Consider the following 13,187-nt stretch of genomic DNA (forward strand, 5'->3'; position numbering starts at 1 on the left):
TCATGCTCGATTTAACCGGCTTTTATAGTCAATTGCTTACCCTACTGCTGCCTTGGGTACGGATATTGGCTTTTTTACAGTTCAGTCCATTAGCTGAAAGTTCGCTGATTTCTCGGAAAATTCGGTTACTTCTTTCGCTCGTTCTCACCGCATTGATCGGCCCCCTGCTCAATCCGCCGCCATTACCTGCGCTGCTCTCGAGTACCATGCTCTGGTTAGTCGTAGAACAAATCGGTTGGGGAGCCATTTTTGGCCAGCTGCTACAGTTCGCCTTTTCATCATTACAGACGGCTGGACAGATTATTGCCATGAATATGGGACTATCGATGGCCGTTCAAAACGATCCTGTTAATGGTACGAGTAATACTCTGATCTCTCAGCTATTTAACCTAACGATGATGCTTATTTTCTTCGCGGCCAATGGACACCTGCTTCTGGTCACTGTGCTGTATAAAGGCTTTATCTACTGGCCAATTGGCGCTGCGCTTAGCTGGCCGACGTATCAGGTGTATATCAGTAGTTTCGGCTGGATTGTTTCCGCTGCAGTGATCATCGCCCTGCCTTCGACGGTAATTATGTTACTCATTCAGGCGGGTTTCGGATTATTAAATAAGGTCTCTCCGACCCTCAATCTCTTCTCATTAGGGTTCCCATTAGCGACCCTTGCTGGGATTGTCGGCATAGCCTTGCTCATACCGTCTTTATCCGAACACTACCTCTCCCTCACCAACCAGATAATTCATCAATTTGATCTCTTGCGGGGGGCAAATGTCTCAGGCCAGTGATAAAACAGAAAAAGCCACCCCCGCTAAGCTCAAAAAAGCGCGGGAAAAAGGTGACGCCGGTCGTGCGAAAGAACTCTCTTCTGCCGTCTCTTTAGCCAGTGCCTTTGCCACGCTAGTTATTTTGGCCCCGTGGTACTGGCATCTGATCGCTGAATTTTTCCGACGCCTCCCTCTTGAACTTGCGACTCCCTATACTGACGATACTCTACTTTCAATCGTTGGGAGCGCATTGCGGCTAATACTGCTGATCGTGCTGAGCTTTTGTAGCGTTCCGCTCATTGCAAGCCTAGTGGCGCTAATGAGCGGCGGCTGGATATTCAGTCTCCATAAATTACTTCCTGATCTGAAGCGACTCAATCCACTTTCTGGTCTCGCTCGTCTTGTCGCAGTGGATAATCTCGTTGAACTGAGCAAAGTGATCGTTAAGAGCATTATTATCTTATCGATGTTAGTGCTACTACTTCGTCACAACCTCTCCGCGATAATGCTTCTTTCACGATTAAGTTGGCCGATAGTGCTGGCGGTAAGTTTGAAACTGACGGTTAAGCTGTTTGGCTATTTTGTACTGCTGATGTGTGGCTTTGCTTTACTCGAATGGCCATTAAGTCGCTATCAGTTTCAGCGTAAAATGCGAATGAGCCGGCAAGAAGTAAAAGATGAGTTTAAAAATACCGAGGGTAACCCACAGATAAAAGGGCGCCTACGGCAATTACAGCGGCAAATCGCGCAAGGCCAATTGCGTACTAGCGTGCCGCAAGCGAATGTGATCATCACAAACCCAACACATTATGCGGTGGCACTCAAATACGACCCGCAGGCAGCCTCGGCCCCGTACGTCGTGGCAAAAGGTATTGACGACCTCGCGCTCTATATTCGCCAGCTAGGCCAAGAACATGCGATTGAAGTTGTTGAGTTTCCTCCGCTCGCAAGAGCCGTTTATGCCTCAACACGGGTTAACCAACAAATTCCCCACCAGCTATATCAAGCTATTGCTCATGTGCTCACTTACGTGATGCAGCTTCAGCGCTGGCGTGCCGATCAGACGTTACAAAAACCACGTATCAATCAATCATTATCGCTACCCGTCGAAGGACAATTTAGTGAATAAATTCCAACTCACCCCGTGGCTCAGTGCCGCTAAGAAATTTCCTGTGGGGCTACCGATTCTCATTCTATCGGTCCTATCCATGGTCATTTTACCTCTAGCGCCGATTGTCCTCGACTGCCTCTTTACCTTTAATATCGTATTAGCCATTTTAATACTTCTCGTCTCGGTGAATGCTCAGCGTCCACTCGATTTTAGTATTTTCCCTACGCTACTGCTGATCACGACGTTGCTTCGCCTATCCTTAAATGTCGCCTCCACCCGTGTGGTCTTGCTCCATGGCCATGAGGGCGAGGGGGCTGCCGGTAAGGTTATCGAGGCGTTCGGCCAAGTCGTTATCGGGGGGGATTTCGTCGTTGGCTTAGTCGTTTTCATCATCTTGATGATTGTTAACTTCGTCGTTATCACCAAAGGTGCGGAGCGTATTTCTGAGGTTTCTGCCCGTTTTACCCTTGATGCCATGCCTGGCAAACAGATGGCCATTGATGCCGAACTGAATGCAGGGGCAATTACCCAAGCGCAGGCACGTGAACGCCGAGCTGAGGTGACTCGTGAAGCCGATTTCTATGGTTCAATGGATGGTGCATCCAAGTTTGTGCGCGGTGATGCTATCGCTGGCATGTTAATTCTTGTAATCAATATGGTAGGCGGTATTGCCATCGGAATGGTGAAGTATCAGCTCGATGCCAGCCACGCCTTTCAGCAGTATGTCCTACTGACCATTGGTGACGGTCTTGTGGCACAACTGCCCTCTTTACTACTCTCTACCGCCGCAGCCATTATCGTGACGCGAGTCAGTGATGGACAGGATATTCGTCACGAGGTTCGCGAGCAGCTGCTAGCTCAACCGACGGTACTCTACACCGTCGCAGGCATTATGCTTGCTATGGCGGTAGTACCGGGTATGCCGCACATCGCTTTTCTTAGTTTCACCTTATTGCTAGCCTTTGCGGGCTGGCGTCAGTCGAAACGTGTCGTCGCGGCAAACACGATGGCCCCGATGGAGATTGAGCAACAGGCCGACATCCAGGCTCCTCGCTTAGAGTGGGAAAACCTCTCTCAGACCGAGCCGCTCGGCCTAAACTTAGGCTACAAGTTAGTTAACCTCATCAACCAACCGCAGGGTGGATTGCTCTCACAACGGATTAGTGGCGTACGCCAGATCCTCTCAGAAAATAGCGGCGTCTTATTACCAGAGATACAGGTAAGAGAAAATTTTCGTTTAAAACCCACGCAATACAGTATCAGCGTACAAGGTATTCAAGCCGCCGTCGGCGAAGTCCATGCTGATAGACTCATGGCGCTCGCCAGTAACGAAATTTACGGTGAGCTGGATGGAATATTAGGAACGGATCCAGCCTATGGGATGTCCGCAATATGGATCGAGCCGTCACAAAAAAGCCAAGCCTTACGCTTCGGTTATCAAGTGGTGGATTGTGCGAGTGTTATCGCCACGCATGTAAACAAAGTCGCCAAGTTGTATCTCCCAGAACTGTTTCAGTACGATGATATTACCCAGCTGCATAAGCGCTTATCTGCACAGGCGCCTAAGTTAAGCGAGGATTTACTCCACGCGTTAAACTATTCGCAGCAATTACGTATTTACCGCTCCTTACTCCTCGACGGAGTCAGTCTAAAAGATATCGTGACTATCGCGACCGCACTCTTGACGGGCCACCTGGTGACCAAAGATCCACTACTGCTTGCCGCCGACGTCCGCTATGCATTGCGCAGACAAATCGTACAAGGCATCAATAAAGATCGCCCACAATTCGCCGTCTTTACGTTAAGCGATGAACTAGAAAATCTACTCTTAAGAGCGCAACAAGCAGCCGGTAATAAGGAACTGGATAATATTCCGCTCGATCCCCATTTGCTGTCACAACTGCAGACGAATATGCCGTTGATTACCCAACAAATGAAAGCAGAAAATTTACCCCCGGTACTTATTGTTCCACCGGCCCTAAGACCGTTACTGGCACGTTACGCACGTTCTTTTTCCACTGAACTCTTTGTGTTGTCCTACAATGAGGTGCCTGAAGATCGTGAAGTGACAATACGCGGACACTTGACGTAATAAAAAATTTTCAAGCCACATCGAGCGCTTTCAGATAGCTACGCAAAGCGTTTCATGCTGTATAGGAGTAAACTCCTCTCATTCACCGCAGGGCTCGACCGCCTGCAAGATCAATGATAAATGAGAGGGCCTATGAAATTTTCACTCCCTGCCAGTGTGGCAGCATTGGCATTAACCCTTTCGGGCTGTAGTACCTATCACCACTTTATGGATTATTTTTCGTCCTCCTCCCCCACTGCGGTTTATCCTCAACAAGCCGAATTGGACCAACATATAAAAGCCTGTGAACAGCAACAGGGGGAAGAGTGTATTGCGGCGGGAACGATGTACGAGCTACGGGGAAGTCATTACTATTCGCAGGCTTTGCGCTTTTACCAGTTAGCAACCGGGCTAAAAAAACCGGCCGCTTACAGCGCACTCGGTCATATGTTTGAGAATGGTTACGCCGTACCGCAGGATCTTACGCGCGCGCGCGAACTTTATCAGCAAGGCGCCGAGTTGGGCGATGCAACGTCTTACCTCTATCTGTCTAATCTTTACCGCTATGGTCGCGGTATCGACAAGGACCCAGCGAAGGCTCGTCAATACGCGATCTTAGCCTGTAAAAAGGGTAACGTTGTAGGATGCAGCGCCCGCAATCAAATCAAAAAATAACGCCTCGTTGAACTTCTGCCTGCACCCAATCGATGGGTGAGGTAGGGGATTATCGCGCACTGTCTAATCGTTGTACGAACCACTCGTTCTCCGCCAAACATCCACCGTGGATATCATAGATGCACGGGCCAATCTCATTAGGATACTCATACTCCTCAAAAGATTCTAACAGAGCGAGATCGTGCTGAGCCGCAGCGGATGTCGAGGTAGGGATGAGCTGAGTTAATTTTTTATTTTCTAACAGGGAGCGAGTAGCAAGCCCGCCTAAGCTCAATTGGAAGCTGTCCGCCGCCCACATTAAATAGGTTTCCCACTCTGCATTATGAGTCCGGGTCGCTTCACAGAGCATTAACTGATTGTTATCCATAGTGTTATCGTTTTTCCTTAATCATTTCAGTGATTGTCCATTAGTGCAGCCATCCGCAAGGGTAAAATTGGCGCTCACGCTTTCTCAGCGATTCCTTCCCTAAAATCTATGTAATCAATGGCTAAACGTCAAGATTCAGGGGCCTGAATAAAACAAGGGCTCTCAACGACGCGTTCACTGCGGTGGTTAGCCGGTAAGTTGAGGAAAATTCCTTATCAAACTGAAATAATTTATCGTAGATGTTTAGACATCCAGATGTTTACACACCTAATAATAATCAGTACAGTAGTTGCTACGATGAGAAGAGTAATGTTTCCTAAGGTATAGCCCAGTCATGATCGAGATAAAGCATCTGAAAACCCTGCAGGCCTTAAAACAGACAGGCTCCTTAGCTGCTGCAGCCGCTCATTTGCATCAAACTCAATCAGCGTTATCGCACCAATTCAGCGATATCGAACAGCGGTTAGGATTCAAGCTTTTTATCCGCAAAAGCCAGCCATTACGCTTTACTCGTCAAGGCGAGGTATTACTCCAACTCGCCGATAGTGTTTTACCCCAAGTCCATCAAGCGCTTCAGGCCTGTCAGGCTCCGCAACGCACTACCTTACGCATTGCGATAGAGTGCCACAGCTGTATTCAGTGGATGACCCCAGCCTTAAATAGTTTCCGTGAACAATGGCCACAGGTTTCCGTTGAATTCGCATCGGGAGTGACGTTTGATCCTCAACCCGCGTTACAGCAAGGCGAGTTAGACCTAGTATTAACCTCGGACATCTTACCCAAAAGTCACTTACACTATACGCCCCTCTTCGATTATGAAGTCAGGTTAGTCGTAGCGGTCGGGCATCCTCTCGCAACAAAACCCGTTATTCTGCCCGAGGATCTTCACGACGAAACCCTACTTATCTATCCGGTGCAGCGCCAACGAATGGATATCTGGCGGCATTTTCTACAGCCGGCAGGCATTGTTCCCTCTCTGAAAACCGTCGATAACACCTTACTTCTTATTCAGATGGTTTCCGCCAATATGGGGATCTCCGCCCTCCCCCATTGGGTAGTAGAGAATGTTGAACGACAACAGCTAGTGGTAACGAGAACGCTTGATAACGGCTTATGGAGCCGTCTCTATGCGGCAACTCGCGAAGGTGAAAATCGTCAGCCGATGATCGAAGCCTTTATTAGTCATGCCCAACAACACGCGCGGCAACTTCCATTCGTGCGTGATGCATCGGGTGCGTTAGTCACCGCCTAAGCACACACAAATTTAAATATTTTGTAACATTTGCGGGGTCGGTCAACATTCCTTACCCCAATAATCGCTACCCTTGCGGTTTGCCCACACGAAAGGTCTCTTTCGTGTCCATCCGATTAGGGAGAAGACGATGTTCACTCTATTTAAACCGGCCCAACACGCGCCACCCCTCGCTGAGAAGCTTATCGATCCCACTTATCGGCGCATGCGCTGGCAAATCTTCATTGGGATCTTCTTTGGCTATGCCGCTTACTACTTAGTCCGTAAAAACTTCGCCTTAGCGATCCCTTCCTTGGTCGAACAAGGCTTTAGTCGCGGGGATCTTGGCTTTGCCCTCTCAGGCATTTCGATCGCCTATGGATTTTCCAAATTCATTATGGGATCTGTCTCGGATCGTTCTAACCCCCGCTATTTTTTACCCGCAGGACTTATTTTAGCGGCACTCGTCATGTTGATGATGGGCTTCGTTCCTTGGGCAACCTCTAGCATCATGGTGATGTTCTTCTTACTCTTTCTATGTGGGTGGTTTCAAGGGATGGGTTGGCCGCCTTGTGGGAGAACGATGGTTCACTGGTGGTCACAAAAAGAGCGTGGCGGAATCGTCTCGGTATGGAACTGCGCGCACAATGTAGGAGGGGGTATTCCACCACTGCTCTTTTTGCTCGGGATGATGTGGTTCGGAGATTGGAAGGCAGCCTTCTATATGCCTGCATTTTTGGCGATTATCATTGCGCTCATCGCCTTCGCGCTAATGCGTGACACCCCGCAATCTTGTGGCCTTCCGCCCATCGAGGCCTATAAAAATGATTACCCGCCAAACTATAGCGCCGAGAGTGAGACCGAACTCACCACTAAGCAGATCTTCAGCCAATACATTCTGCCTAATAAGCTTCTTTGGTATATCGCCTTAGCGAACGTATTTGTCTACTTGCTGCGTTACGGCATCCTCGACTGGTCGCCGACTTATTTGAAAGAAGTTAAACATTTTACCCTCGATAAATCGTCATGGGCCTATTTCTTCTATGAGTATGCCGGTATTCCAGGCACGTTACTCTGCGGATGGGTTTCCGATAAAGTCTTTAAGGGAAACCGGGGGATTACCGGCGTTATTTTTATGAGCTTGGTTACCGTCGCGACCATCGTGTATTGGTTAAATCCTGCTGGGCATCCCGGTATCGATATGGCCTGTATGACCGTCATCGGTTTCCTGATTTACGGACCCGTCATGTTGATCGGACTCCATGCGCTGGAGCTGGCACCTAAAAAGGCAGCGGGTACCGCCGCTGGCTTTACCGGACTCTTTGGTTATTTAGGTGGCTCTGTCGCAGCCAGTGCTATCGTCGGCTATACCGTCGATTACTTTGGCTGGGATGGTGGCTTCTTAGTCATGATTGTAGGATCTGTGTTGGCCGTCTTTTTATTGCTGCTGACGACATTGAGCGAAAAGAAGCATAAAGCGAAACTCCAACAACAGGGATAGGAGAGCAGAATGAAATACTTGTTTACCGGTCTAGCACTACTGTCCTGTAGCTTAGTGGCACAAGCCGACGCAGAAAAGCTGGTTATCGCCCATCGCGGGGCCAGTGGCTACCTACCGGAACACACTTTACCCGCTAAAGCGATGGCTTATGCACAAGGCGCCGATTTCCTTGAGCAGGACGTTGTCATGACGCGAGACGACCAACTGATTGTGCTACACGATCACTATCTGGATCGCGTGACGGACGTTGCACAGCAGTTTCCACAGCGCCATCGTCAAGATGGCCGCTACTACGCTATCGACTTCACCCTGGCAGAAATCAAACAGCTACACTTTACCGAGGGATTTCATCTCGAAGGTAAGCAACAGGTACAGAACTATCCCGGGCGTTTCCCGATGAATCACTCAACGTTTAGCATTCATACTTTGGCTGAGGAGTTAGCCTTTATCCAAGGACTTAACCACTCGACGGGAAAGAATATCGGGATATATACCGAAATTAAATCGCCGTGGTTCCATCGAAAAGAGGGTAAAGACATTAGTAAGGCGATACTCACCACGCTCAAAGAATACGGCTACACGAAAACTACCGATAATGTCTGGCTGCAATGTTTTGACTATGACGAGTTACAGCGAATAAAACAAACGCTGGAGCCGCAGTTGGGCATGGACCTCAAACGGGTACAATTGATTGCCTATACGCAGGACAAAGAGACGCAGACACTGCAGAACGGTGAGTGGCGTAATTATGATTACGGATGGATGATGACGCCTGAAGGCATCGATAAGCTCTCTAAGACCGTCGATGGCATCGGCCCTGATTACCATATGTTAATTGATAAGGGTTCTTCTCGCGGCCATATCCAATTAACACCAATGGTGGCCGCGGCACACCGAGCAAATTTACCTATTCACCCCTATACCGTTCGTGCCGATCAGCTCCCGAGTTACGTGTCCAACGTCGACGAGTTATATCAAATCCTCTATCAACAAGCCGATGTTGCAGGGTTATTTACCGATTTCCCTGATAAAGCAGTTACATGGCTGGCCAACCACCCACTTTCACACTGAGTAATAAAGGCTGCTGATTTATAGGGCAGCCTTAACTCATGTTTACTCGGCAACGGCATAGAGCTGTCTTAGGAAGCGAGGCACAGCATCTTGTCCATTATTACCGATAACCGCCAGCTCAGGTAATAGATCCTTTAGACGCTGTTGCCCGTTCTCCATGATGCATCCCTTTCCCGCCATACTGAGCATCTCTTTATCGTTCATTCCGTCGCCAAAGGCGATACAGTCCTGCAATCCATAACCCAGCCGGCGGGAGACGTTCTCCAATGCGTGGCCTTTAGAGACGCCGCCTGCCATAACTTCTAAGCAGATGGGCAGCGAAAAGCTGACGTTAACGCTATCGCCGAAGCGGGCGACCAGCGCCTCTTCAAGGACGACGAGGCGCTGATGATCGTTACAGGTAAAGAAGACTTTACTCACGCCTTCGACGGAGAAATCTGCTGGTTGATAGAGCTGATAGCGAAAATCTGACTCCATGAAGAACGAAGCTTCATCTTGACACTCGCGGGCAATAAACCACTCATCGTCACGATAAATTTGCGTAAGGATATCGGGATCTTGATAACTCAACGCAATCAGTTCCTTCGCGATAGTCTGATCCAGATTATGGGCAAAGACCAAATTACCCTGCATATCATGAACGCGAGCCCCATTTGACGTAATCATGTAGGCATCGATACCCAGTTTTTCACGGATCTGGCCGACGTCGACGTGGTGACGCCCCGTAGCAAAGACAAAGGAGATCCCTTTTTCTGTGACCCGCTGCAGGGTTTGCGTAGCAAACTCGGTCAGTGAATGCTCTGGCGAAAGCAGTGTGCCATCGAGATCAGAAGCAACTATTTGGTACATGACGACCTCTCAACTGTACAGGCTGGAAACTATTTCAAACCTGGAAATTAAAGTGTATTTGACTGGAACGTTAAAAAATATTCAGTGATCATCTGTAGCGCTGCAGCACGGATTTCGTCTTTCTCAAACAAAATCTCATGACGAGCGCCCTCCATCACTTGAGGATGATCGCCGTAACAGGGAGAGCCAGAAAGCATTCTCGCGAGTGCAAACCTATTCTGGGCCTGATTATCGACGACTTGGTCATCGCTCGCCTGTAAGAGTAAAACAGGATGTTTTAGTTCTGAGGCGATGCTCTCGATATAGCGACCGGTAAACATCGCCTCACGCACCCAGTGAGTCGTGGGGCCGCCTAGCTGAAGCTCGGGTTGATCGGCGTAGAACCGTATAGTGCGTTGATAGCGAACGCGGCTGTGCGTCAAGGTATTGATACCAAAGGGCGTAGCATGCCAACGGCCCGTACCGAATGCGAAACCTTCCCGTAAATGCGGGCGCATCGCCGTCCAATTGAGTATCCGCTCGACGACCCATTCCGGCATCGGTAAAACTATCCCAAACATTGGGGCGACTAAGGCGGTTGCCGTAAAGAGTGTAGGGTGACGCTGCGAGAGGAGCGTCACTATTGCCCCGCCCATTGAGTGTGCCAGCGCAAATTTCTGCTGATAGCGCCCCTCAGGTAACTCTAACTGACATAATTGGCTTAAGTCGTCGACATAATCAGAAAACTGCACCACATGGCCTAACTGAGAATCCTCAAGTAACCGATCTGATAGCCCTTGTCCTCGGTGATCGACGATGAAAATATCGTAGCCACAGTTGAACAGATCCCACGCTAACTCAGGGTATTTGACGTAGCTTTCTGAACGTCCAGGGACGATCATTATCGCTTTTTTATGCGAAGGCGATGTTAAACGGACGTAACGAATAGTTACCCCGTCTTTACCCAAAAAATGTCGTTCTTGTCGCTGACGCCAAAACGATAATAAAGGACCGGTGACGAACGCAGAGAACGCTTTCTCCCTGTGAGTCCATTGCGACTGCAGCTTTTTCATCGTTAGCGAGAGAAGATCAGGTGCAGACCAAATGCGACGAATAGCGTGCCCGCGATTCCATCAATCCATTTTGCAAGTTTTTGATATTTCGCTTTCACCCAAGGCAATGAAAATAAGGTCGCGACTAAGCTGAACCAGACCAGTGTTTCGACTACGATCAAGACAAAGATTGCAGTACGTGTCGCACTACTGACATCATCACCAACGATCAAGGAAAAGATACTCCCAAAGTAGATAATCGCTTTAGGGTTGGAGAGATTAGTAAGTAGTCCCCGTAAAAAAGTATTTTTCTTACGGCCGCCGCCGAGTGACGAGCTCGTCGCTTCGACCGCACTGTGCGGCTGCCGAGCAGATCGAATCATCTGTATTCCCATCCACATCAGATAGCCCCCCCCGCCCAGCAGAATAAGCTGGTGTAACCATGCCATCTGTTTCAGGATAAGGTTCAGCCCTAGCAACGCAACGGCTGCCCAAATGGCAACGGCAAGCGTAATACCGATAACGCCCTTAAACGCATCACGTCGCGATTGACTCGCGGCAGTCTGAGAAATGAAGAAGAAGTCAGGCCCGGGGCTCGCTAACGCGACGATCTGAACTAACGCAACGGTCAGAAAGAGGGAAATCATAGAAACTCCTTGTTATGACATTACTGCCAGGGATGATTATTCATCGTCTAGGTGTTGCTTTATCAACTGCATAAACGGACGCCCGAAGCGCTCCAATTTACGTTGCCCGATACCGTTGATCCCCAACATCTCAGAGGCAGAGATGGGTTGTAGCTCTGATAGCTCAATGAGGGTCGCATCGTTAAAGACCACATAAGGGGGGATATTTTCCTCATCGGCGATCGCTTTACGTAGTTTACGTAATTTAGCGAACAGTTTTTTATCGTAATTGCCCCCCAATAATTTATGGGTAGCAGGACGCTGTTTTGTCACGATAACCCGCGGCACCGCGAGTTGTAGCGTAGACTCGCTGCGTAGCACCGGCCGGGCGCTTTCTGTTAGCTGTAAGGCTGAATGCTGGCTAATATTTTGTGTCACAAATCCAAGGTGGATCAGTTGTCGTAATACGCTAACCCAATGCTCATGGCTATGATCACGGCCAATCGCATACACCGGCAGTTTGTCGTGACCCAGATCCTTGATCCGCTGATTCGCCGCGCCGCGTAACACTTCGACGATATAGCCCATACCAAATCGCTGCCCTACCCGGTAAATCGTCGACAACGCCTTTTGCGCATCCACCAGGCCATCGTAGCGGCGAGGCGGATCTAAACAGATATCGCAGTTACCGCATGGCGCTTGTCGACTTTCCCCAAAGTAGTTAAGTAGCACTAGACGCCGACAGGTTTGTGCTTCAGCGAAAGCCCCCATCGCATTAAGCTTATGTCGTTCAATATCTTGGCTGAGGCCCGGGTTTTTCTCTTCCAAACAACGTCGTAACCATCCCATATCAGCAGGGTCATAGAGCATCATCGCTTCTGCGGGTAAACCATCCCGGCCCGCTCTCCCGGTTTCCTGATAATAGGATTCAATATTACGGGGGATGTCGAGGTGGAAAACAAAGCGAACATTAGGTTTGTTAATCCCCATCCCAAAGGCCACCGTTGCCACAACGATTTGTAGATCGTCGCGCTGGAAAGCCTCTTGTACACGGGCTCGCTCATCGGCGTCTAGCCCCGCATGATAGGCGCCAGCGCTCCACCCACGACTGAGCAAGCGAGCGGTAATATCTTCGACTTTAGCTCGGCTGTTACAGTAAATAATGCCGCATTTTCCACGCTGCTCCCGTAAATAAGTGAGCAACTGTTCGGTCGGCTTATATTTATCGACAAGCGTATAGCGGATGTTAGGACGATCGAAACTACTGATCTGAATAAAAGGATTATGTAGCTGGAGACGCTGCAGGATATCTTGCCGCGTCGTGCTATCCGCCGTTGCCGTTAAGGCCATAATCGGTAGCTGTGGGAAGCGTTCGCGAAGACGTCCTATCGCCCCATATTCCGGACGAAAATCATGCCCCCATTGGGAAATACAGTGGGCTTCATCTACTGCTATCATCACGGGTTGCCAGCCGCTGAGTGTGTCGAGAAAGCTCTCCATCATCAAGCGCTCTGGTGCCACATACAGTAGCTTGATATCACCTTGCTGGCAGGCTTGGAAAATCTGCTGCTGTAGTTCCCTAGGTTGGCTAGAATTCAGACTTGCTGCACTGACGCCATTAGCACGCAGTTGATCGACCTGGTCTTTCATCAACGAGATAAGCGGAGAGACGACCAGCGTCAGTCCCGGCTGGACCAACGCGGGTATTTGATAGCACAGGGACTTGCCGCCGCCAGTAGGCATGACGACAAGGCAGTCTTGTCCAGCAATTGCCGAGTGTATAATACTGTCTTGACCGGGCCGGAACTGCTGGTAACCGAACGTTTCCTGCAGGACCTGGATGGCACTTACCTCCCGGTCCGCTTCTACCAATGTTGCCACACGCTACCT

12 protein-coding genes are annotated in these 13,187 nt (G+C 49.4%); 7 read left to right on the plus strand and 5 right to left on the minus strand.

Annotated elements, in window-relative coordinates; translation table 11 throughout:
- Nucleotides 1–2: 2 nt before the first annotated feature.
- The 4 genes from HGT70_RS11525 (at nucleotide 3) to HGT70_RS11540 (ending at nucleotide 4,621) form a co-directional block, all read left to right on the plus strand.
- Nucleotides 3–785, plus strand: coding sequence for a flagellar biosynthetic protein FliR (locus HGT70_RS11525; RefSeq protein ID WP_071432521.1), 783 nt, complete (start codon nucleotides 3–5; stop codon nucleotides 783–785).
- A complete protein-coding gene (flhB, locus tag HGT70_RS11530) occupies nucleotides 769–1,893 on the plus strand; it encodes a flagellar biosynthesis protein FlhB (RefSeq protein WP_071432523.1) in 1,125 nt (374 codons plus the stop codon). Before HGT70_RS11525 ends, flhB begins: the two co-directional genes overlap by 17 nt.
- Entirely contained in the window at nucleotides 1,886–3,967 is a 2,082-nt protein-coding gene (locus tag HGT70_RS11535) for a flagellar biosynthesis protein FlhA (protein WP_071432525.1), read from the plus strand. Before flhB ends, HGT70_RS11535 begins: the two co-directional genes overlap by 8 nt.
- Before the next feature lie 132 nt (nucleotides 3,968–4,099).
- Nucleotides 4,100–4,621 (plus strand): tetratricopeptide repeat protein, encoded by a 522-nt coding sequence (locus HGT70_RS11540; RefSeq protein WP_214195911.1) that lies wholly within the window; start codon nucleotides 4,100–4,102, stop codon nucleotides 4,619–4,621.
- 49 nt (nucleotides 4,622–4,670) lie between these two features.
- Here the strand turns inward: HGT70_RS11540 and HGT70_RS11545 are convergent, their stop codons facing one another.
- Nucleotides 4,671–4,988, minus strand: a complete 318-nt coding sequence (locus tag HGT70_RS11545; RefSeq protein WP_071432529.1) for a hypothetical protein — start codon at nucleotides 4,986–4,988, stop codon at nucleotides 4,671–4,673.
- Nucleotides 4,989–5,322: 334 nt separating this feature from the next.
- Between HGT70_RS11545 and metR the strand changes: the two genes are divergently transcribed.
- The 3 genes from metR (at nucleotide 5,323) to glpQ (ending at nucleotide 8,791) form a co-directional block, all read left to right on the plus strand.
- Nucleotides 5,323–6,240, plus strand: coding sequence for an HTH-type transcriptional regulator MetR (gene metR, locus HGT70_RS11550; RefSeq protein ID WP_071432531.1), 918 nt, complete (start codon nucleotides 5,323–5,325; stop codon nucleotides 6,238–6,240).
- A gap of 130 nt (nucleotides 6,241–6,370) precedes the next feature.
- Nucleotides 6,371–7,720, plus strand: coding sequence for a glycerol-3-phosphate transporter (glpT, locus tag HGT70_RS11555; protein ID WP_214195913.1), 1,350 nt, complete (start codon nucleotides 6,371–6,373; stop codon nucleotides 7,718–7,720).
- Nucleotides 7,721–7,729: 9 nt separating this feature from the next.
- On the plus strand, nucleotides 7,730–8,791 hold the full coding sequence (gene glpQ, locus HGT70_RS11560; RefSeq protein ID WP_071432535.1) for a glycerophosphodiester phosphodiesterase: 1,062 nt from the start codon (nucleotides 7,730–7,732) through the stop codon (nucleotides 8,789–8,791).
- Nucleotides 8,792–8,833: 42 nt separating this feature from the next.
- Here glpQ and yigL read toward each other — a convergent pair whose 3' ends face one another.
- Genes yigL through recQ form a run of 4 tightly spaced genes read right to left on the minus strand, consistent with a single transcriptional unit; the run spans nucleotide 8,834 to nucleotide 13,178 of the window.
- Complete coding sequence (yigL, locus tag HGT70_RS11565; protein WP_071432537.1) at nucleotides 8,834–9,640, minus strand: sugar/pyridoxal phosphate phosphatase YigL; 807 nt, start codon at nucleotides 9,638–9,640, stop codon at nucleotides 8,834–8,836.
- Nucleotides 9,641–9,687: 47 nt separating this feature from the next.
- Nucleotides 9,688–10,692: a lysophospholipase L2 gene (gene pldB, locus HGT70_RS11570; RefSeq protein WP_214195914.1), complete on the minus strand. Its 1,005-nt coding sequence runs from the start codon at nucleotides 10,690–10,692 to the stop codon at nucleotides 9,688–9,690.
- Between the two features lie 2 nt (nucleotides 10,693–10,694).
- The gene (gene rhtC / locus HGT70_RS11575) at nucleotides 10,695–11,318 is read right to left on the minus strand and encodes a threonine export protein RhtC (RefSeq protein ID WP_214195915.1); all 624 of its coding nucleotides are present in this window, start codon (nucleotides 11,316–11,318) and stop codon (nucleotides 10,695–10,697) included.
- A gap of 36 nt (nucleotides 11,319–11,354) precedes the next feature.
- Nucleotides 11,355–13,178 carry an ATP-dependent DNA helicase RecQ gene (gene recQ, locus HGT70_RS11580; protein WP_214195917.1) on the minus strand — a complete coding sequence of 608 codons (1,824 nt, stop codon included), beginning with the start codon at nucleotides 13,176–13,178 and terminating at the stop codon, nucleotides 11,355–11,357.
- Nucleotides 13,179–13,187 lie beyond the last annotated feature (9 nt).

The organism is Rosenbergiella collisarenosi (genome assembly GCF_018494085.1).
Taxonomy (GTDB): Bacteria; Pseudomonadota; Gammaproteobacteria; order Enterobacterales; family Enterobacteriaceae; genus Rosenbergiella; species Rosenbergiella collisarenosi.

Bases quoted from the DNA above. Each gene is read 5' to 3' on its own strand.
- yigL (WP_071432537.1), bottom strand. From the start codon at position 9,640: ATGTACCAAATAGTTGCTTCTGATCTCGATGGCACACTGCTTTCGCCA.
- flhB (WP_071432523.1), top strand. From the start codon at position 769: ATGTCTCAGGCCAGTGATAAAACAGAAAAAGCCACCCCCGCTAAGCTC.
- glpQ (WP_071432535.1), top strand. From the start codon at position 7,730: ATGAAATACTTGTTTACCGGTCTAGCACTACTGTCCTGTAGCTTAGTG.
- rhtC (WP_214195915.1), bottom strand. From the start codon at position 11,318: ATGATTTCCCTCTTTCTGACCGTTGCGTTAGTTCAGATCGTCGCGTTA.
- HGT70_RS11540 (WP_214195911.1), top strand. From the start codon at position 4,100: ATGAAATTTTCACTCCCTGCCAGTGTGGCAGCATTGGCATTAACCCTT.
- HGT70_RS11525 (WP_071432521.1), top strand. From the start codon at position 3: ATGCTCGATTTAACCGGCTTTTATAGTCAATTGCTTACCCTACTGCTG.
- glpT (WP_214195913.1), top strand. From the start codon at position 6,371: ATGTTCACTCTATTTAAACCGGCCCAACACGCGCCACCCCTCGCTGAG.
- metR (WP_071432531.1), top strand. From the start codon at position 5,323: ATGATCGAGATAAAGCATCTGAAAACCCTGCAGGCCTTAAAACAGACA.
- HGT70_RS11545 (WP_071432529.1), bottom strand. From the start codon at position 4,988: ATGGATAACAATCAGTTAATGCTCTGTGAAGCGACCCGGACTCATAAT.
- pldB (WP_214195914.1), bottom strand. From the start codon at position 10,692: ATGAAAAAGCTGCAGTCGCAATGGACTCACAGGGAGAAAGCGTTCTCT.